The organism is Bradyrhizobium iriomotense (assembly GCF_030160715.1).
In the GTDB taxonomy this organism is placed as follows: domain Bacteria; phylum Pseudomonadota; class Alphaproteobacteria; order Rhizobiales; family Xanthobacteraceae; genus Bradyrhizobium; species Bradyrhizobium iriomotense.
In genome coordinates this window covers 89,962-108,958 of record NZ_BSOW01000005.1, presented here as the reverse complement: position 1 = coordinate 108,958, position 18,997 = coordinate 89,962, and the positions used below count along the sequence as shown (strand labels likewise).

The 18,997-nt window shown below is 64.3% G+C and carries 18 protein-coding genes; 8 read left to right on the top strand and 10 right to left on the bottom strand.

All coding sequences use genetic code 11. The features are described 5' to 3' along the window. Positions 1 to 64 precede the first annotated feature (64 nt). From QQL28_RS09060 to QQL28_RS09025, 8 genes are all read right to left on the bottom strand, one after another. Positions 65 to 193, bottom strand: a complete 129-nt coding sequence (locus QQL28_RS09060; protein ID WP_284263853.1) for a hypothetical protein — start codon at positions 191 to 193, stop codon at positions 65 to 67. A gap of 108 nt (positions 194 to 301) precedes the next feature. Continuing rightward, on the bottom strand, positions 302 to 763 hold the full coding sequence (locus QQL28_RS09055) for a hypothetical protein (protein WP_284263851.1): 462 nt from the start codon (positions 761 to 763) through the stop codon (positions 302 to 304). Positions 764 to 823: 60 nt separating this feature from the next. Next, positions 824 to 1,027 (bottom strand): hypothetical protein, encoded by a 204-nt coding sequence (locus tag QQL28_RS09050; RefSeq protein WP_284263849.1) that lies wholly within the window; start codon positions 1,025 to 1,027, stop codon positions 824 to 826. A 169-nt stretch (positions 1,028 to 1,196) separates the two neighbouring features. Next, positions 1,197 to 2,114 (bottom strand): 4-hydroxy-tetrahydrodipicolinate synthase, encoded by a 918-nt coding sequence (gene dapA / locus QQL28_RS09045; protein ID WP_284263846.1) that lies wholly within the window; start codon positions 2,112 to 2,114, stop codon positions 1,197 to 1,199. A gap of 10 nt (positions 2,115 to 2,124) precedes the next feature. After that, positions 2,125 to 2,571: a hypothetical protein gene (locus QQL28_RS09040; RefSeq protein WP_284263844.1), complete on the bottom strand. Its 447-nt coding sequence runs from the start codon at positions 2,569 to 2,571 to the stop codon at positions 2,125 to 2,127. A 24-nt stretch (positions 2,572 to 2,595) separates the two neighbouring features. Then, complete coding sequence (locus tag QQL28_RS09035) at positions 2,596 to 2,850, bottom strand: hypothetical protein (RefSeq protein WP_284263842.1); 255 nt, start codon at positions 2,848 to 2,850, stop codon at positions 2,596 to 2,598. A 196-nt stretch (positions 2,851 to 3,046) separates the two neighbouring features. Next, the gene (locus QQL28_RS09030) at positions 3,047 to 3,313 is read right to left on the bottom strand and encodes a hypothetical protein (protein ID WP_284263839.1); all 267 of its coding nucleotides are present in this window, start codon (positions 3,311 to 3,313) and stop codon (positions 3,047 to 3,049) included. 43 nt (positions 3,314 to 3,356) lie between these two features. After that, on the bottom strand, positions 3,357 to 3,824 hold the full coding sequence (locus QQL28_RS09025; RefSeq protein WP_284263838.1) for a hypothetical protein: 468 nt from the start codon (positions 3,822 to 3,824) through the stop codon (positions 3,357 to 3,359). Positions 3,825 to 4,393: 569 nt separating this feature from the next. On the opposite strand from QQL28_RS09025, the gene QQL28_RS09020 reads away from it, so the two are divergent. From QQL28_RS09020 to ligD, 7 genes are all read left to right on the top strand, one after another. Further along, positions 4,394 to 4,483 carry a K(+)-transporting ATPase subunit F gene (locus QQL28_RS09020; RefSeq protein ID WP_042340291.1) on the top strand — a complete coding sequence of 30 codons (90 nt, stop codon included), beginning with the start codon at positions 4,394 to 4,396 and terminating at the stop codon, positions 4,481 to 4,483. A gap of 106 nt (positions 4,484 to 4,589) precedes the next feature. Beyond that, positions 4,590 to 6,293: a potassium-transporting ATPase subunit KdpA gene (gene kdpA, locus QQL28_RS09015; RefSeq protein ID WP_284263827.1), complete on the top strand. Its 1,704-nt coding sequence runs from the start codon at positions 4,590 to 4,592 to the stop codon at positions 6,291 to 6,293. A gap of 40 nt (positions 6,294 to 6,333) precedes the next feature. Further along, positions 6,334 to 8,448: a potassium-transporting ATPase subunit KdpB gene (gene kdpB / locus QQL28_RS09010; protein ID WP_284263825.1), complete on the top strand. Its 2,115-nt coding sequence runs from the start codon at positions 6,334 to 6,336 to the stop codon at positions 8,446 to 8,448. A 110-nt stretch (positions 8,449 to 8,558) separates the two neighbouring features. Further along, entirely contained in the window at positions 8,559 to 9,161 is a 603-nt protein-coding gene (locus tag QQL28_RS09005; RefSeq protein ID WP_284263823.1) for a K(+)-transporting ATPase subunit C, read from the top strand. A gap of 40 nt (positions 9,162 to 9,201) precedes the next feature. Then, positions 9,202 to 11,925: a sensor histidine kinase gene (locus QQL28_RS09000; protein WP_284263821.1), complete on the top strand. Its 2,724-nt coding sequence runs from the start codon at positions 9,202 to 9,204 to the stop codon at positions 11,923 to 11,925. Further along, entirely contained in the window at positions 11,922 to 12,611 is a 690-nt protein-coding gene (locus QQL28_RS08995; protein ID WP_284263819.1) for a response regulator, read from the top strand. Before QQL28_RS09000 ends, QQL28_RS08995 begins: the two co-directional genes overlap by 4 nt. A 148-nt stretch (positions 12,612 to 12,759) precedes the next feature. Then, positions 12,760 to 15,411, top strand: a complete 2,652-nt coding sequence (gene ligD / locus QQL28_RS08990) for a DNA ligase D (protein WP_284263817.1) — start codon at positions 12,760 to 12,762, stop codon at positions 15,409 to 15,411. Between the two features lie 127 nt (positions 15,412 to 15,538). Here the strand turns inward: ligD and QQL28_RS08985 are convergent, their stop codons facing one another. Next, on the bottom strand, positions 15,539 to 15,703 hold the full coding sequence (locus QQL28_RS08985) for a DUF3309 family protein (protein ID WP_284263816.1): 165 nt from the start codon (positions 15,701 to 15,703) through the stop codon (positions 15,539 to 15,541). Between the two features lie 181 nt (positions 15,704 to 15,884). On the opposite strand from QQL28_RS08985, the gene QQL28_RS08980 reads away from it, so the two are divergent. Next, positions 15,885 to 16,202, top strand: a complete 318-nt coding sequence (locus tag QQL28_RS08980; protein ID WP_284263814.1) for a polyhydroxyalkanoic acid system family protein — start codon at positions 15,885 to 15,887, stop codon at positions 16,200 to 16,202. Positions 16,203 to 16,211: 9 nt separating this feature from the next. On the opposite strand, the gene treY is transcribed toward QQL28_RS08980, so the two are convergent. Beyond that, a complete protein-coding gene (treY, locus tag QQL28_RS08975; RefSeq protein ID WP_284263812.1) occupies positions 16,212 to 18,995 on the bottom strand; it encodes a malto-oligosyltrehalose synthase in 2,784 nt (927 codons plus the stop codon). Between the last annotated feature and the right edge of the window lie 2 nt (positions 18,996 to 18,997).

Here is an 18,997-nt window from a genome sequence, read left to right as displayed (position 1 = left end):
ATCGGCTGCCTAGCCCGCAGGCACCGCGACCTGTGTTCGTACCGCAGCCAGGGAATGATAAGGGCTAGACGCCCAATCCCCGCGCAATGAGCGTGATTACGAGCGTCAGGATCGCGCCCCAGATCAGGCTCAGGGTCATGGTCAGGATGGTGACCGTGACCGCGTGCTCGAGATTTGCCTTGGCGGGCGGCATTGCTAGTTGCCCGGCACCGCACCGAGGCGCATGCCGACGAGCAGCGTCCCCATCAGTGCGATCATGACGATGATCTTGAACTCGATCATGTGCGTGCACTCCGGCAAATCACTTTGTCGCAAGCCGCCCGAAATGGCGTCTGGCCAGATCGAGCCAGCGCCCGAGCCGGGTGATCAGCGGACTGCCGCGGTTCTCGACGTCGAGCTCGAAGCTCCCGGATGGAAAGATCAGCGCGCATTGTGTGGGCGCGCTCTGCACGTGAGCGAAGTGCACCGCTGAGCTCTTGAACAGGAAGAGTCCGCCCGCGCGGCCTTTGGCCTCGCGCACAACCCAAAAGCCCGCCTTGTTACGCCCGATGAAGAACGCCGGGATGGAGGCGCTGACGATGTCGGGATCGAGCGGCTGGAAATTCGTCGGTTGCGCGGCCATGGCCGTATCTGGCCTCCAGATCCGTCGCTGTGGACCGGACGGGCCGGCATCGCTGAAGGTGATTGCGGCCATGGCGGCCTCCTCGAGAAATTCGCGCGGATCATGCGCCGTGACGCCATAGGAATGCGAGAGTGGCTGCATCGCCATCGCATAGGAACGGCATAAGAGCGGTTCCCGTCGCGAGATCTCGCGGCCTGCCGATCAGAAGTGAAAGCGCCACATGAAGATCACGGTCTTCAAGGCGATCAGCGCGGTCAGAACGCTCCCCATCGACAGGATTGCAAGCACGCGCAGTCCGATACGCCGGATTGCCTTGCGATGCGCCGGCGTCAGCCGTGTTGCAAGGGAGCTTCGCTCTGCCGGCGAGTGCGGGAAGTGTTCGAAACGATGCGTCAGCATCGACATGTTGGTGGTCCTTGTCTTGCAGCAGTGGTCCTGATGGCCTGCTGCTCCGTTCCGCGACTTAGGATGTATTGCAGTGAATATAGATACGAGAGGGTTCGCGGATGCATCGCATAGGAAAGTCATAGGCAGGCCCGGTGGCCGGGCGCGCGGCGAAACTGCCGCGACGACGTCACCCTTCGGCCGTACCGATCAGTTCCTCGTCGGTGATAGCAGCGAAGGCGTGTGCTATCTCCTCCTTTGCGGACTCGTTCAGCTCTACGATCGGCAGGCGGGTATCGGGCCGCATCAGGCCGAGCAGGCTCAGCGCATATTTGAGGGCAGCCGGACTTTCACGGGACAGGCAGGTCTCCAGCGGCACGAGCCGCTTTTGCAAGTAGCGCGCGGACTGCATGCGGCCTTGCCGGCAGCTCGAAAGGATCGTCCGGCACAGATCCGGCGCGACGTTCGCAATCTGGGAGATCGCGCCGTCGCCGCCGCCAGCTATGAAACCAAAGGCAGTGGCATCGTCGCCGGACAGCAGGCGAAAGCTCGACGGTAGCAGCCCGCTCAAGCGCATCGGGCGCGAGATGTCTGCGCTGCCGTCGCGCAGGCCGACGAATTGCCTGTTGTCTGCGAGCCGCGCGAGCGTGTCGTCGGCGAGCGGACGGAGTGTGCGCGCCGGAATGTCATGCAGGATGATCGGCAAGCCCGTCGAGCCCGCGATCGCACGGAAATGCGCGAGCATGCCTTCCTGCATAGGCTTGTTGTAGTAGGGCACCACGGAAAGCACGGCATCGGCGCCAGCGGCCTCGGCACGCCGGGCAAGCTCGATGGCATGGCTTGTGGCGTTTGCGATTGCGCCGGCGATAATCCGACACCGGCCGCGGACGACATCGACCGCGGTGCGGATGATCAGCCCCTGCTCGGCCGCCGAGAGCGTCGAAGCCTCGCCGGCCGTCTCGCAGACCACGAGCGCGGGAACGCCGGCCGCGACCTGACATTCGCAGAGTGAAGCAAGGGCTTCTAGGTCGACGAGTCCCGCCGCGTTGAACGGGGTTGGCAGGTCGGGGATATAACCGGCGAGCCAGGTGGAGGGAGGGACGAGCATGATCGCAACCTCACGCCGCCCGTTCCATCTGAGCAAGGCCTTGCCGCCGCGCAGAGAGAACGAGGCCTTGATGGCACCTCACGCCAGCCTCGATCCGGAAGCCGAGTTGTTCGAGCTTCTTGCGGATCTTGATCGCGAAGCCGCTTTCGCTCGGTTTGATGAGTACGGCAATGCTCGCCGCTATGCCGAGCGAAGGGGCGACCTGCGCCAAGGCGATCTCAAATTCGTCCATTGATTCCTGGACGGTGATGAGGCCGATGGCGCATGTCGCCTTGCGGAGGCGAAACGTCGAGGGGAAGCCAATCCGGACCAGGCCGCGCCGGCGCAGGGCAAGATACAGGCTGGTGCTGCCCTGGCCGGCGACGATCGCGCGATTGAGGTTGGAGAGGTGCGTGAGCGTGATCATGGTCTCGACGACCTGATCGTGCCCGGAGGTGAATGAATGGAGCTGGAGCATTGGATACTCCCTGGAAAGATGCGTTCAGGCGGCGCGCCGGTCGGCAAGCGCTTGCGGCCGGCGGCTCATGTCGAGCTCGAGCTCTCGCGGCAGCTCGACGATGGTCTCGAGATGATGGCCGTTTTCGAACAGCGCATATTTGATGGCCTGCGCGCGGCTGACGAACAGCCCGCCATAGAGGCCGTTCTGTTCCTGGGCGACCCACTGTCCCCTGCGGTTCTGGCCGATGAAGACGACGGTCGAGGGCGAGCTGCACGACGGAGGTTCGACGAGTTTCACTTTCGTATTCCTTCTGATCGACGCAATCCGAGCCCGCTGATGCCGGCTGTCCGCTCTCGACGAATGTATGGAGGATTCGTTGCGGGGCACGCTTTGCGTAACTTGTCTGCATAATATCCTAGCTTGCGAATATGATTTCGAGCGCGGTCGCGGGACGATCTCATAGGAACGTCATAAAGCCGGTGGCCGCCGGTGTTCAGGCTGCGTTGAGCTGATTGACGATGTGCGCCAGGGCGAACAATGCGCCGAATGCGACACCTTCGTCCCAATGATTGAGCCTCGCGCGGAACAGGGGCTCGCGCTTGATCAGGCCGACGAGCGCGCAGAGGATGATCGCCATCCAGAACAGGGCGGCAAGGCCTCGGACGAAGCCGACGTTGCTGAACGCGGCAAAGCAGCCGAGCAGGCCGACGCGCACGCCAAAGCGTGCGAGGACCTGTGTCGTGCTCTGTGTGCGTAGCATGTCCGGCGATCGCGCCAAGGCTCTAGGCGTCTTGACCGAGAAGTCAGCCGAAATGGTCGCAATTGACCGGCTCGTAGAGCGGGCTCGCGGTTTGGCGGACGGACGGCACGCTGGGCCGGGTCGCCTTTGCGGTGAGAGCCTGCACCTCGGCGAAGGCCGAGAGCAATGCGAGCGCGAGGTCGGAATGCCGTCCCTCGACCGAGCTCTCCAGCCAATCCGGCAACTCGCGCTCGCGCGAGAGCGCACAATACCATTCGCCTTCGTCATAGGCGATGCGGCGGACCTGCCACAGCGGCAGCTCCAGCTCCAGCAGCGCGAGTGCGGCATCGGCCCAAGCTTCGGCGTCGATCAGGCGCGTCAGCCGTGCGGTTCGTTCGCTCTGTCCGAGCGAAGGGAAGCGACGGCAGGCCTTGTCGATGACATCGAGCATCAGGGGCCGCGTGACCGCATGCGCGCTACGAAGTTGTTCGCCGAGCGCAAGCGGGTCGAAGTTTTGCAGAACGGAAGACATGACGGCGTCTCGATCCTCGGCCGGCCGCAGGTCCGCAGCCGACGCCATCAAGATCGCGGGAAGGGCATTTGAAAGCGAGATGGGGCCGGGGAGAAAGATATAGGGATTTCATAAAGATCGGAGCGGAGTGCGTAAGGGGAGGGAATTGCCCGCCAAACATTCCGTTGTCGTCCCGGCGAAGGCCGGGACCCATCACCACATGGAGCAGTTTGGTGAAGATTCGGAGTTCGGTACTGCGACTACCCGCAATTGATGGATTCCGCGGTATGGGTCCCGGCCTTCGCCGGGACGACGGCGTGATTTGTGCCGCCGGCCAGACACCTGTGAGCTACCCACCGCTCCCCGGCCTTTATGAGATTCCTATATCGTCACCATAGCGTTCATCTCGAAAACCTATGCCCCGGGTGGCACCTGTCGGCCTGACAGCGCGGCATCCGTTTCCGGACCGCCTTGGATGCATAGGGACATTCTCATGCTCGACATCATCATGCTGGCGCTGGGCCTTGCCTTCTTCGCGCTTGCGATCGGCTACACCTACGCCTGCGAACGGTTGTGACGGGAGCTGCGCCATGATCTTCGATTATTCGCTCGCCGGCGCCGTCTCGCTCGGCCTCCTCATCTACCTCACTTACGCGTTGCTGCGGCCCGAGCGGTTCTGACCGTGCTGCTGCTTCTCGCGGACGCCCTGCTCGTGGGGCTCTTGCTCGCGGCGCTCCTGCCGCTGTTGCGCGGAAGACCGGTTCTCAAGGACTTAAGGACTAGGCCATGACTCTCATCGGTTGGCTCCAGATTATTCTGTATTGCGCCATTATCGTCGCCCTGACCAAGCCACTTGGCTGGTACATGACGCGCGTCTTCAACGGCGAACGTACCTTCCTGTCGCCGGTGTTGCGCCCGGTCGAGGCCGGGCTCTACTGGATCTCGGGCGTCGACGAGAGGCGCGAGCAGCATTGGCTGACCTATACGGTCGCCATGCTCCTGTTCCATGTCGGCGGCTTCCTGATCATCTACGGCGTGATGCGGCTCCAGGCCGTGCTGCCCTTTAATCCGGCAGGCCAGTCGGCGGTGGCCGAAGATCTCTCCTTCAACACCGCGATCTCCTTCATCACCAACACCAACTGGCAGAACTACGGCGGCGAGAGCACCATCTCCTACCTCGTGCAGATGCTGGGGCTGACGCACCAGAACTTCCTGTCGGCAGCGACCGGCATTGCGCTCGCCGTGGCCCTGATCCGCGGCTTCTCGCGCGCCTCGATGCGCACGATCGGCAATTTCTGGGTCGACGTCACCCGCTGCACGCTTTATGTCCTGTTGCCGATCTGCATCGTCTACACGCTGTTCCTGGTATGGCAGGGCATGCCGCAGACGCTTGGGGCCTATGTCGAAGCGACCACGCTCGAAGGCGCCAAGCAGACCATCGCGGTCGGCCCGGTCGCCTCGCAGGTCGCGATCAAGATGCTCGGCACCAATGGTGGCGGCTTCTTCAACGCCAACGCGGCGCATCCCTTCGAGAACCCGACGGCGCTGTCGAACTTCGTGCAGATGATCTCGATCTTCGCGCTTGGTGCCGCCTTGACCAACGTGTTCGGCCGCATGGTCGGCAACCAGCGCCAGGGCTGGGCGCTCCTTGCCGTGATGGGCGTGCTGTTTCTCGCCGGCGTCGCCGTCACCTACTGGGCTGAGGCCAACGGCACGTCGACCCTCCAGGCGCTCGGGCTCACCGGCGGCAACATGGAAGGCAAGGAAGTACGGTTCGGCATCGTGGCGTCCTCGCTGTTTGCGGTGATCACGACGGCCGCCTCCTGCGGCGCCGTCAACGCCATGCACGACAGCTTTACCGCGCTCGGCGGCATGATCCCGTTGATCAACATGCAACTCGGCGAGATCATCGTCGGTGGCGTCGGCGCTGGCCTCTATGGCATGCTGCTGTTCGTCGTGCTCGCGATCTTCGTCGCGGGCCTGATGGTCGGCCGGACGCCGGAATATGTCGGCAAGAAGATCGAGGCGCGCGAAGTCAAGATGGCGATGCTCGCGATCCTGGTGCTGCCGCTGATGTATCTCGGTTGGACCGCGGTTGCCGTGGTGTTCCCGCCGGCGGTCGCGTCGATGGCGAATGCCGGACCGCACGGCTTCACCGAGGTGCTCTACGCCTATACCTCGGCGACCGGCAATAACGGTTCGGCCTTTGCCGGCCTGACGGGCAACACGTTTTTCTACAACCTCACGCTTGCCAGCGCGATGTTCGTCGGCCGCTTCTTCATGATCGTCCCGGCGATGGCGATCGCGGGTTCGCTCGCAAGCAAGAAGACGCATCCGCCGTCAGCTGGCACCTTCCCGACCACCGGTGGTCTGTTCGTCGGCCTGGTCGTGGGCGTGATCCTGATCATCGGCGGCCTGACCTTCTTCCCGGCGCTCGCGCTCGGACCGATCGTCGAGCACCTCGCGATGAACGCCGGCCAAGTGTTCTGATCGCCAAGTCCTCTGACTCTGACTGTTTGGAGTGACCTCCATGGATACGATGAAACTGCAAAAACGTGCGCCGATGTCGGCGATGCTCGATCCCAGGATCGTGCTGCCCGCGATCAAGGCGTCCTTCACCAAGCTCGACCCGCGGCTGATGGTCAAGAACCCCGTGATGTTCGTGGTCGAGATCGTGGCCGCGCTCACCACCGTGATCTTCCCGCGCGACCTCGTCACCGGCGGCGCCGGTCTCGGCTTCACCTTCCAGATCATCCTCTGGCTCTGGTTCACGGTGCTGTTCGCGAACTTCGCCGAAGCTGTGGCCGAAGGCCGCGGCAAGGCGCAGGCCGACTCGCTGCGCAAGACCCGCACCGAGAGCCAGGCCAAGCTGCTGACCGGCGCTGACCGGACCTTCAAGGTCGTGCCCGGCACCAGCCTGAAGGTCGGCGATATCGTGCTGGTCGAAGCGGGTGATACCATCCCCTCTGACGGTGAAGTGATCGAGGGGGTTGCCTCCGTCAACGAAGCCGCCATCACCGGCGAGTCCGCCCCCGTGATCCGCGAGTCCGGCGGCGACCGCTCGGCGGTGACCGGCGGCACGCAGGTGCTATCCGACTGGATCCGCGTCCGCATCACCGCGGCGCAGGGCTCGACCTTCATCGATCGCATGATCAAGCTGGTCGAGGGCGCCGAGCGGCAGAAGACGCCGAATGAGATCGCGCTCAACATCCTGCTCGCGGGCCTCACGATCATTTTCGTGTTCGCCACCGTCACCATTCCGAGCTACGCCGCCTATGCCGGCGGCTCGATCTCGGTGATCGTGCTGGTCGCGCTGTTCGTGACGCTGATCCCGACCACGATCGGTGCGCTGTTGTCGGCGATCGGCATCGCCGGCATGGACCGCCTGGTGCGCTTCAACGTGCTGGCGATGTCCGGCCGCGCGGTCGAGGCCGCCGGCGACGTCGACACGCTCTTGCTCGACAAGACCGGCACCATCACCCTCGGCAACCGCCAGGCGACCGCGTTCCGTCCCGTGCGCGGTGTGACCGACAAGGAACTCGCCGACGCAGCCCAGCTTGCCTCGCTCGCCGACGAGACGCCGGAGGGCCGCTCGATCGTCGTGCTGGCGAAGGAGAAATACGGCATCCGCAGCCGCGACATGGCCGAACTGGGTGCCACCTTCATCCCGTTCACCGCGCAGACCCGTATGAGCGGTGTCGACGCAGGCGGCACGTCGGTCCGCAAGGGCGCGATCGACGCGATGCTCAACTATGTCGGCGGTGGTGCGCCGCTGGCCGTTGCCTCCGGCAACACCGCGCGCGCCATGCAGCCCGGGGCGCTGTCGGACGTCGGCCGCGAGATCCAGGCCATTGCCGATGAGGTCTCGAAATCCGGCGGCACGCCGCTGGCGGTCGCCAAGGATGGGCGCCTTCTCGGCGTCGTCCAGCTCAAGGACATCGTCAAGGGCGGCATCCGCGAACGTTTTGCGGAGCTGCGCCGCATGGGCATCCGCACCATCATGATCACCGGCGACAATCCGATGACGGCGGCCGCGATCGCGGCGGAAGCTGGCGTCGACGACTTCCTCGCGCAGGCAACCCCTGAGGACAAGCTCAAGCTGATCCGCGACGAGCAGGCCAAGGGCAAGCTGGTGGCCATGTGCGGCGACGGCACCAATGACGCGCCGGCGCTTGCGCAGGCCGACGTCGGCGTCGCCATGAACACCGGCACGCAGGCTGCGCGCGAAGCCGGCAACATGGTCGACCTCGACTCCAATCCGACCAAGCTGATCGAGGTGGTCGAGATCGGCAAGCAGCTGTTGATGACGCGCGGGGCGCTGACGACGTTCTCGATTGCCAACGACGTCGCAAAATACTTTGCGATCATCCCGGCGATGTTTCTGGCGTTCTACCCGCAGCTCAACGTGCTCAACATCATGAGCCTGTCGAGCCCGCAGAGCGCCATCCTGTCGGCGATCATCTTCAACGCGCTGATCATCATCGCGCTGATTCCGCTGGCACTGAAGGGCGTCGCCTACCGCGCCGTCGGCGCCGGTGCGCTTCTGCGCCGGAACCTGATGATCTACGGCTTGGGAGGCATCATCATTCCCTTCATCGGTATCAAGGCGATCGACCTCGTGGTCACCGCCCTGCATTTGGCCTGAGATCGTCATTGCGAGCGAAGCGAAGCAATCCAGAAATGTCCCCGCAGCTGACTGGCTGGATTGTTTCGTCGCTTCGCTCCTCGCAATGACGGAGAACTAGGAGAGACATCATGCTCAGAGAAATCCGCCCCGCCATCGTCCTGCTGGTCGCGCTGACCGTCATCACGGGACTGGTCTATCCGCTCGCGATGACCCGCATTGCCGGCGTGCTCTTCCCGAGCCAGGCGCAAGGCAGCCTGATCGAGAAGGACGGCAAGGTCATCGGCTCCGCCCTGATCGGGCAGGAGTTCAAGGATGACAGATATTTCCACGGCCGCCTGTCGGCGACGGTTGCACCGGATCCGAACGATTCGAGCAAGACCGTGCCAGCGCCTTACAACGCGGCCAATTCCGGCGGCTCGAACCTCGGCCCGACCAGCAAGGCGCTGGCCGACCGGCTGAAAGAAGATGTGGACAAGCTGAAGGCCGAGAACCCGGGCCAGCCCGTGCCGCTCGACCTAGTCACGACGTCCGGCAGCGGTCTCGATCCGCACATCTCGCCGGAAGCCGCCCAATTCCAGGTGCCGCGCGTGGCGAGAGCACGCAACATGCCGGAGGATTTGCTGAGGCAGATCGTGGCCGCCAACACCGAGAGCCGCCTGCTCGGCCTGATCGGCGAGCCCCGGGTCAACGTGCTGGCGCTGAACCTGGCGCTAGACCGCGCCGGCAAGTAGCGGCCTAGGCTCCCTGTGGCCGGATGATTATAATGCGCTGATGGTCCGAGAGCGCCGCGATCCCGAACAACGTCCTTCGCCCGAGGCGCTGCTGGAAGCGGCGCGCCGGGAGGAGAGCGCGAGCGGCAAGCTCAAGATCTTCGTCGGCGCCGCCCCCGGCGTCGGCAAGACCTACGAGATGCTGCAAAGCGCGCACGCCAAGCGCAAGGCGGGCATCGACGTCGTCGTCGGTTTCGTCGAGACGCATGGCCGCGCGGAGACCGAAGCGCTGCTCCGCGGGCTCGAGGTGATCCCGCGCAAGAAGCTCGACTATCGCGGACAGGTCCTCGAAGAGATGGACCTCGATGCGGTGATCGCGCGCAGGCCGCAAATCGCGCTGGTCGACGAGCTCGCCCACACCAACGCGCCCGGCAGCCGTCACCCCAAGCGCTATCTCGACGTCGAGGAGCTACTCTCGAACGGCATCGACGTCTATACCGCCGTCAACATCCAGCACATCGAAAGCCTGAACGACGTTGTCGCCCAGATCACCCATGTGCGGGTACGCGAGACGGTGCCGGATTCGGTGTTCGACCGCGCCGATGCGATCGAGCTGATCGACCTCACGCCCGATGACCTGATCCAGCGGCTGAAGGAGGGCAAGGTCTATGTACCCAAGCAGGCCGAGCGGGCGCTGGAGCATTATTTCTCGCCGGGCAATCTCACGGCGCTGCGCGAGCTGGCGCTGCGGCGCACGGCCGAACGCGTCGACGAGCAGCTACTGACCCATATGCAGGCCAACGCCATCGCCGGTCCGTGGGCGGCGGGCGAGCGCATCCTGGTCTGCGTCAGCGAGGATCCGCGCGCGGCGGGCCTCGTCCGCTACACCAAGCGGCTGGCCGACCGTCTGCACGCGCCATTCACGGCGATATCGATCGAGACGCGGCGATCGCTCCAGCTCTCGGATGCGGAACGCGACCGGCTTGCCGACACGCTGCGGCTTGCCGAATCCCTCGGCGGCGAGGCGCTGACCATCCCCGGCGTCGGCCGTCGCATCGCCGACGACGTCATCAACTTCGCGCAAGGCAACAACGTCACGCAGATCGTGATCGGCAAGTCGTCGCGCTCGCGCTGGTTCGAGATCGCGCGCGGCTCGGTGGTGCACGACCTCGTGCGCCGCTCCGGGAACATCACCGTGCACGTGATTTCCGGAGACGAATTGCCGGGCGAGGCGGCCCCCGAGACTGCGGTACAGACGGCCGCACGCTCGGAGCCGTTCAATCCCCTGCCTTACCTGAAGGCGCTCGGCATAACTCTGGTCGGTCTCGGGGCCGCCGAGCTGATCCAGCCTTACTTCGGCATCGAGAACGTCGATCTCGTGCTGCTGACGGCCGTGGTGGCGGTCGCGGTGCGCTACGGCCTCTGGCCGTCGCTGCTTGCCACGGTCGCGGCGTCACTTGCCTACAATTTCTTCTTTCTGCCGCCGATCTATACCTTCACGATCACCGATCCGACCAACGTTGCGGCGTTCGTGCTGTTCATGGTGGTTGCGATGCTGGTGTCCAATGTCGCGGCTCGCGTGCGCACTCAGGCCGATACGGCAATCGGCCGGATCAGGATGACCGAGCAACTCTATGCTTTCAGCCGCAAGCTGGCGGGCACCGCTACGCTCGACGATGTCTTGTGGGCGACCGCCTATCAGATCGCGCTGATGCTGAAGGTTCGCGTGGTGCTGCTGCTGCCGGAAGATGGGCTGCTGACGGTGAAGTCAGGCTATCCACCGGAGGATGAGCTCGACCAGGCCGACCTTGCCGCCGCCAACTGGGCCTGGAGCAACGACCGCTCTGCCGGCCGCGGCTCCGACACGCTGCCCGGCGCAAAGCGCCTGTTCCTGCCGATGCGCACCGGGCGCGGCCCGATCGGCGTCATCGGCATCGACAACGATCGCACCGGTCCACTGCTGACGCCCGATCAGCGCCGCCTGCTCGATGCGCTGGTCGACCAGGGCGCGCTCGCGATCGAGCGCGTGCTGCTGGTCGAGGATATGGACCGGGTCAAGCGCACGGTCGAATCCGAGCGGCTGCGCTCGGCGCTGCTGACCTCGATCTCGCACGATCTGAAAACGCCGCTGGCCTCCGTGCTCGGCGCGGCCTCGACCATCCGTGATCTCGCCGGCGACTTGTCGGATACCGAGAAGCGTGACCTGCTGGCGACCGTGATCGACGAATCCGAAAGGCTCAACCGCTTCATCGCCAATCTGCTCGACATGACCAAGCTGGAATCAGGCGCCATCGTGCCGAACACGGCGCTGCACGACATCGGCGAGATCGTCGGCAGCGCGCTGAGGCGGGCGAGCAAGATCCTGACGCGTCACAAGGTCGAGCTTCAACTCGCCGCCGACCTGCCGATGCTCGAGCTCGACGCGGTACTGTTCGAGCAGGTGCTGTTCAATCTGCTCGACAACGCGGCAAAGTACTCGCCGCCGGATACCACCATCGCAATCCGCAGCCAGCGCGATAGGGACCGAGTCGTGCTCGAGGTCGCTGATGAAGGCGAGGGCATCCCGCCGGGCGAGCTCGAGAGCGTGTTCGACAAGTTTTATCGCGTGCAGAAGGGCGATCATGTCCGTCCCGGCACAGGGCTCGGTCTTGCGATCTCCCGCGGCTTCGTCGAGGCGATGCGCGGCACGATCACGGCTGCGAACCGCGGGGATCGCAGCGGCGCAGTGCTCACCATTCGCCTGCCGATCCCCGCGCAGACCAACGCATTGGACACCGCCGCATGAGCGCACCCCCGATCAAGGTTCTAGTCATCGACGACGAGCCGCCGATCCGCAAATTGCTGCGGATGGGACTCACCACGCAGGGTTATGACATCCTGGAAGCGCCGAACGGCAAGACCGCGCTGGAGAAGCTCACCGAGGAGCCGGCGCTGATTATCCTCGATCTCGGCCTGCCCGATATCCAGGGCCACGAGCTGCTCCGCACCATCCGTGCGCGCAACGAGAGCGTGCCCATCGTGGTGCTGTCGAGCCGCGGCGACGAGGCCGGCAAGGTGCAGGCGCTCGATCTCGGCGCCGACGATTATCTGACAAAGCCGTTCGGCATGGACGAGCTTTTGGCGCGGCTGCGGGCCGCGCTGCGGCACCAGCTCCAGGTCAAGGGCGAGCGCCCGGTGTTCCGCACCGGCGATCTCTCCGTCGATCTCGTTCGCCGCATCGTCAAAGTCGGCGAGCGCGAGATAAAGCTGTCGCCGAAGGAATATGATCTCCTGCGCGTGCTCGTGCAGCACGCCGGCAAGGTGCTGACGCACCGGTTTCTTCTGAAAGAACTGTGGGACGAGCTGACCGACGCGCAATATCTGCGTGTCTATGTGCGCCAGCTCCGCCAGAAGATCGAGGCCGATCCCGAGCGGCCGCAATATGTGCTGACCGAGACCGGGATCGGGTATCGGTTGAAGGCGGGGGACTAGTCCCTGGCAGTCGTTCCGGGATGGTCCGAGGGGCCAAACCCGAATCTTGAAATTCGTTGTTCGCGCTGCCAGCGCCCTGGAATGACGGCAACTTTGACCCGCCTCATGTGTTAGGCTTGGTGAGCCTTCATGCGCTCTGGAATTGGCCGTGCTGAGAAACCTTTCCGCATACCGGAAGAAACGGGATTTCGAGAAGACGCCGGAGCCATCCGGCGAGACGGCTGTGGCGCCGTCGAAGCAGCGGCGTTTCGTGATCCAGAAGCACGATGCGACCCGGTTGCATTACGATTTTCGTCTCGAATTTGACGGCGTCTTCAAGTCCTGGGCGGTGACGAAGGGGCCTTCGCTCGACCCGCATGACAAACGGCTCGCGGTTGAGGTCGAGGACCATCCGCTCGACTACGGCGATTTCGAAGGCACTATTCCGGAAGACCAGTATGGTGGCGGCACGGTGATGCTGTGGGACCGCGGCACCTGGGAGTCGGAAGATCCGGAGCGCGGCTTCAAGAAGGGCGACCTGAAGTTCACGTTGCACGGCGACAAGCTGCATGGAAGCTGGGTGCTCGTGCGCATGCGCAACCGTGACGGCGAAAAACGCACCAACTGGCTGCTGATCAAGCATCGCGACGAATACGCCCGCGAGGGCGAGGATAACAACATCCTGGAGGACGATAAATCGGTCGCCTCCGGCCGGGCGATGGAGCAGATCGCCGAAGGCAAAGGTCGTGCGCCAAAGCCGTTCATGCTGGCGAAGGGGACCAAGGGCAAGGCCGACGCGGTCTGGCAGTCCAATCGCGCCGAGAAGGAGACGCGCACCATCAAGCCTGCGCCGCGCACGGCTTTGAAGAAGGGCAGGGTGACGGTGGCGACGACCGCGAAGAAGGTCTCGGAGATGCCGGATTTCGTCGCGCCGCAGCTCTGCACGCCGGTGGAGCGTCCGCCGCCGGGCGAGGGCTGGTGCCACGAGATCAAGTTCGACGGCTACCGCGTGCAGCTTCGGGTCGAGGATGGCAAGGCAACGCTTAAGACCCGCAAGGGCCTCGACTGGACCGAAAAGTTCGCATCGATCGCCAAGGAGGGCGGCGCGCTGCCGGACGTGCTGATCGACGGCGAGATCGTCGCGCTCGACCGCAACGGCGCACCGAGCTTCTCCGCGCTCCAGGCTGCGCTGTCGGACGGCAAGACCGATGACCTCATCTTCTTCGCCTTCGATCTCTTGTTGGCCGAAGGTCTCGATCTGCGTCGGCTGCCGCTCGGAGAGCGCAAGATGAAGCTCGATGAGCTGCTGGGCGCGCGCAAGAAGAGGTCGAGCCAGATCCGCTATGTCGAACATTTCGAGAGCGGCGGCGATGCGGTGCTGCAATCGGCCTGCAAGCTCGAGCTCGAAGGCGTGGTTTCGAAGAAGCTCGACGCACCGTATCGTTCGGGGCGCACCGAAAGCTGGACCAAGGCGAAATGCCGCGCCGGCCATGAGGTCGTGATCGGCGGCTACAAAACCACGAATGGCAAATTCCGCTCGCTGATGGCGGGCGTGCACCGCGGCGATGATCTCGCCTTTGTCGGCATTGTCGGCACCGGCTTTGGTGCCGACAAGGTCAAGCGCATCATGCCGCTGTTGAAGGCGGCGGAAGCCAGGGAGCGCCCGTTCGGCGGCAAGAACGCGCCGAAGAAGACCCGCGACGTGCATTGGCTGAAACCCGAGCTGGTCGCCGAGATCGAGTTCGCGGGCTTTACCGCCGACGGCAATATCCGCCAGGCGGCGTTCAAGGGGCTGCGACAGGACAAGCCAGCCGAGGAGGTTGAGGCCGAGACGCCCGTGAAGACCGAGCTTGCCGAGCCGTCGCCGCGGAAGGGCAGGGCGAACGCCGCGACGCGGTCGAAGCAGGCTGGCACCGCTGAAGTGATGGGCGTCGTCATCTCCAAGCCGGACAAGGAGCTGTGGCCGGATGGTGGGGATGGCGAGCCCGTCACCAAGCTCGACCTGGCGCGCTATTTCGAGGCGGTCGGCGAATGGATGATCGTGCATCTGAAGGGGCGACCATGCTCGATCCTTCGCGCCCCCGACGGTATCAAGGGCGAAAAATTCTTCCAGCGCCATGCCATGCAGGGCATGTCCACTCTGCTGGAGCTCGCAAAGATCTCCGGCGACCGCAAGCCGTATTTGCAGATCGATCGGGTCGAGGGGCTTGCCGCCGTGGCGCAGATCGGAGGCGTTGAGCTGCATCCCTGGAATTGCGCGCCATACGCCTACGACACGCCGGGGCGGCTGGTATTCGATCTTGATCCCGCGCCGGACGTTGCCTTCGCCGATGTAATCGAGGCAGCCAAGCAGATGCGTGAGCGCTTGTCCGATGTCGGGATGGAGAGCTTCTGCAAGACGACCGGCGGCAAGGGACTGCATGTCGTGGTCCCGTTGCTCCACGGTGCGCGTGACAAGGTGAGCTGGAAGGAAGCAAAGGCCTTTGCGCACGGCGTGTGCCAGTGGATGGCCGCGGACCATCCCGAGCGATATCTGCTCAACATGTCGAAGAAGTTGCGGGACGGAAAGATCTTCCTCGATTATCTGCGCAACGACCGCCTGTCGACCGCGGTGGCGGCGTTGTCACCACGCGCCCGCGACGGTGCCACCGTGTCCATGCCGTTGACTTGGGCGCAGCTGAAGAGCGATCTCGATCCGAAGCGTTATACGCTTCGCACCGTGCCGGGACTCCTGGCGCGATCGAAGGCGTGGGATGGCTACGACGACGCGGCCGCTTCGATCAAGGCGGCGATCAAGAAGCTGGCGGAGAAGGTGAAGTAGGCTCTGCGTTTGCCGCAGATGCGGGGCTGTAGGGTGGGCAAAGCGAAGCGTGCCCGCGGCCCTTCCGCACATTGAGACAGAAGAGGTGGGCACGGTGCTGTACGCCTTTGTGCCCACCCTACACGGGCTAGATCCGTCCCAGCAGCAGCAGGATCAGTAGGACGACGACGATCAGCCCCAATCCGCCGCCGCCATAATAGCCGGTGCCGTAGAAGGGACCGCCGCCGATGCCGCTGAAGCCGCCGAGCAGCGCGATGACCAAAATGATCAGAATGATTGTACCGATTGACATGCAAATCTCCTCCGGCCCTTCCAAAAGGGTCGTTGCGCATTCGTCTGCCTTCGTCGGGGCAACTGGCCGCAGAAGTGAAAGTTCCTGAATCGGAGCGCCACACGAAGGCCAAGGAAGAGGAACCTTTTGCATTTCGGTGCGCCTCACTATGTGAGTGATCTGCAAGGAGGAGGGTAGGGCCATGTCAGCGCCGCTCGTCGTTTCGATCCCGCACCGGCTCGGTCGCGAGGAGGCCGCGCGTCGTCTGAAGTCCGGGCTTGGCCGCGCAGCCGCCAGCATTCCCGTGATGCAGGTCGAGGAAGAGCGCTGGGAGGGCGACCGCATGAATTTCCGCATCCGCGCGCTCGGTCAGGTCGCGGCCGGCCAGATCGACGTCGGCGAGGATCAGGTGCGCGTCGAGGTGATGCTGCCCTGGCTGTTGCAGCGCTTCGCTGAGCTGGCGCAGGCTACCATTCGCAAGCGCGGGCAGTTGCTGCTGACCAGAGGCGACGGGAAGTAGGTCTTGTCGTCAGGCTTGCACGCGGGGGCGCGCAAGCCTTGCTGCGCTTGCAACGCGCGCCTTGAGCACCGCTGCGGGAAGCGCGCGAAACGCCTGCGAGAGCCGCAGTTCGTCGCCTTCCTGCCCTGCGATCGCATACCCCTTGACGTTGACGCTCGCGTCGAAAGCTTGGGCGGTTGGCCATTCGCGGCCGCCCTGCGTGAACGGAGCAAACAATCGTCCGGCCAGGATGACCGCAGCATCACGGCCGTGGCGCCGCGCAAAGGCGATGACGTGGTCGCCGTGCGGCCCGCTCACCTCGAGCGGCTGGTAGTCGCCTCGGGTGAAGACATCGGGAAGCTCGGTGCGCAATTCGATGAGCCGCTGTGTCCAGGCGAGCTTGAGCCGGCCATCATGCCAGTGCCTGGCGAGGCTGTCCCAATCCGGATGTTCGAGCGAGGCCAACGCGTCACCTCGCGCGGCAAAATCAACCGGACGGCGGTTGTCGGGATCGACCAGCGACAGATCCCAGAATTCGGTGCCTTGATAGAAATCGGGTACGCCCGGCAGCGTGGCCTTCAGCGTGAGCTGGCTGAGTGAATTGAGCGCGCCGAGCAGGGCGACGCGCCTTGCGAGGGTCTGGAGCGCGTCCAGGAATTCGGCGGAGACGGCGGGATCGAGGACTTTCGCGACGAAATTCCGCAAGCCCTGCTCGTAGGCTTCGTTCGGATTGAGCCAGCTCGTCTCCTCTTTGCCCTCCCGGGCAGCTTTGAGCGCGTAGGCCTGGATGCGGTCGATGAAGCTCGCATCAGGCGGCGCGAACATCGATGCGCCGAGCAGCGTCTGGTAGAGCATGTATTCGAATGTGGCCGAGGGCGCGCGCATCTCGCCATGCGTCGTGATGTGCGGCACGTTCAGCACCTTCCAGCGTGCCACCGCGCTGGTCCATTCACCCGGGATCTCGCTGAGCGCGGCGAGCCGTGTTCGTGCGTCCTCGCCGCGCTTGGTGTCATGCGTGGCCGTGGCCGTCATGCCATGCGGCCACTCCCTGGCGCGCGCCTTCATGACCTCGTGAAACGTCGGCAGCGCGAGAGCTTTTGCGGCGGGATCGCCGCCGACTTCGTTCAGTGCGAGCAGGCGGTGATAGCGATAGAAGGTCGTATCCTCCAGTGACTTCGCCATCATCGGCCCGGTGAACTGCTGCACCTTCAGTGCAAAGCGGCGCACGCGCGGGGTGCTGTGCGGCGGCCGATCCGGCCTCAGCAGGTCCATGGTCAGGGCATCGCGCAGGAAGTCGAAAATGCCATCGTCGGCCGCGAACCATTCCGCGCGGGCGCGCGCGATGGTCTCTTCGATCAGCTTACGGTCGTGCGCGGTGGGCCCACTCGTCGTGATGTAGGTGCGGTAGACCGGGAAATGCAGCACGTAGAGCTCGAGCGCCTGCCGCAGGCTGTCGGCAGAAAAGTCGCGGGTCGAGTAGTGCCCATTGGCGATGCGGGCGAGCAGGCGCGTCAGCACGGTGAACTCGCTGGTGAGCAGTGTCTCCAGCACGCGCCGTTTGGCTTCCATCAGATAGGGCGCAAGCCGCGGCGAGCGATTGCTGAGCTGTCGCCAGGTTTCGTCGAGCGCGTCGAGCCCCTTGGCATCGACCAGCACCTGAGTGATGACGTTCATCCATTCATAGCCGGTGGTGCCGTGAACGCCGGCAAAACGCGGCAGCCGTTCGTGCTCGCAAAGGATCTTTTCGATCACGGTGTAGAACGGCTTTGCAGAACCTTGCGCGTCGCGGACGATCCGGCGCAGCCGCTGGCAATATTGCGCGGGATCGCGCAAGCCGTCGATATGATCGAGCCGGATGCCCTGCAGCCTGCCGTCTGCGACCAACTGCTTCACCAGCCGGTGCGTAGCCGCGAAGGTGCTCGCGTCCTCGACGCGCAGGCCGGCAAGACCGTTGACGTCGAAGAAGCGGCGATAGTTGATGTCGCTGGAGGCGAGCCGCCAATGGCCGAGCTTGTAGTGCTGGCGCTCAAGCAGGTGATGCAGGGCAAGCGTTTGCGTCGGGCGATCCTTGGCCGAACGATAGGCGGCAAGGCCTCGCTCCATGATTTCGGGAGCACCGGCGATCGACTTCAGTTCGGCCTTGAAGGCCGGCGCTTCCGCGCGGTTCGGACGACGCAGCCCCTTGTAGCGCTCGGCGATCGCCAGGAGATGCTTTCCTGCCTCGCTCTCGGCGGCATCCGCTTCCTTCACGATCATCCGCAGGACTTCGCCATAGCGCTCCGGCGCGATCGGCAGGCGATGCTCGAAGTACCAGGCCGAAAGGATGCCTTCGCCTACATCAAAGCGCAGCTCGATCTCGCCGCGTTCCAGCGCTTCGCCATAGGCCGAGCCGAGGATCGGCAGCAGCACGCCGCCGCGGGCGCGATACGGCAACTGGTCCCAGTCAATGTCGAAGGAGGTCGCGTGCGGCGAGGCCTGTCCCCATTCCAGCACGTCCAACCAGTACGGATTGTCGGCAAAGTGGACGCCGACGTGGTTCGGGACGAAGTCGATGATGAGGCCGAGGTCATGCCGCTTCAGCGTGTCGCTGAAGCGGACAAAGCCGGATTCGCCGCCGAGTTCGGGATTGAACTGGCTGTGGTCGACGATGTCGTAGCCATGGGTCGAACCCTTGCGGGCCTTCATCAGCGGCGAGGCGTAGACATGCGTGATGCCGAGCGCCTTGAGATAGGGGATGACCCTGGCGGCGTCGTCGAAGTTGAAATCGGCTGTGAATTGCAGGCGATAGGTGGCGAGCGGGATGGCGGGTGGCATGC

Excerpts from the sequence above, each read along its gene's own strand:
- QQL28_RS09060 (WP_284263853.1), bottom strand. The coding sequence starts at position 193 with ATGCCGCCCGCCAAGGCAAATCTCGAGCACGCGGTCACGGTCACCATC.
- QQL28_RS09055 (WP_284263851.1), bottom strand. The coding sequence starts at position 763 with ATGCAGCCACTCTCGCATTCCTATGGCGTCACGGCGCATGATCCGCGC.
- QQL28_RS09050 (WP_284263849.1), bottom strand. The coding sequence starts at position 1,027 with ATGTCGATGCTGACGCATCGTTTCGAACACTTCCCGCACTCGCCGGCA.
- dapA (WP_284263846.1), bottom strand. The coding sequence starts at position 2,114 with ATGCTCGTCCCTCCCTCCACCTGGCTCGCCGGTTATATCCCCGACCTG.
- QQL28_RS09040 (WP_284263844.1), bottom strand. The coding sequence starts at position 2,571 with ATGCTCCAGCTCCATTCATTCACCTCCGGGCACGATCAGGTCGTCGAG.
- QQL28_RS09030 (WP_284263839.1), bottom strand. The coding sequence starts at position 3,313 with ATGCTACGCACACAGAGCACGACACAGGTCCTCGCACGCTTTGGCGTG.
- QQL28_RS09025 (WP_284263838.1), bottom strand. The coding sequence starts at position 3,824 with ATGTCTTCCGTTCTGCAAAACTTCGACCCGCTTGCGCTCGGCGAACAA.
- QQL28_RS09020 (WP_042340291.1), top strand. The coding sequence starts at position 4,394 with ATGATCTTCGATTATTCGCTCGCCGGCGCCGTCTCGCTCGGCCTCCTC.
- kdpA (WP_284263827.1), top strand. The coding sequence starts at position 4,590 with ATGACTCTCATCGGTTGGCTCCAGATTATTCTGTATTGCGCCATTATC.
- kdpB (WP_284263825.1), top strand. The coding sequence starts at position 6,334 with ATGGATACGATGAAACTGCAAAAACGTGCGCCGATGTCGGCGATGCTC.
- QQL28_RS09005 (WP_284263823.1), top strand. The coding sequence starts at position 8,559 with ATGCTCAGAGAAATCCGCCCCGCCATCGTCCTGCTGGTCGCGCTGACC.
- QQL28_RS09000 (WP_284263821.1), top strand. The coding sequence starts at position 9,202 with ATGGTCCGAGAGCGCCGCGATCCCGAACAACGTCCTTCGCCCGAGGCG.
- QQL28_RS08995 (WP_284263819.1), top strand. The coding sequence starts at position 11,922 with ATGAGCGCACCCCCGATCAAGGTTCTAGTCATCGACGACGAGCCGCCG.
- QQL28_RS08985 (WP_284263816.1), bottom strand. The coding sequence starts at position 15,703 with ATGTCAATCGGTACAATCATTCTGATCATTTTGGTCATCGCGCTGCTC.
- QQL28_RS08980 (WP_284263814.1), top strand. The coding sequence starts at position 15,885 with ATGTCAGCGCCGCTCGTCGTTTCGATCCCGCACCGGCTCGGTCGCGAG.
- treY (WP_284263812.1), bottom strand. The coding sequence starts at position 18,995 with ATGCCACCCGCCATCCCGCTCGCCACCTATCGCCTGCAATTCACAGCC.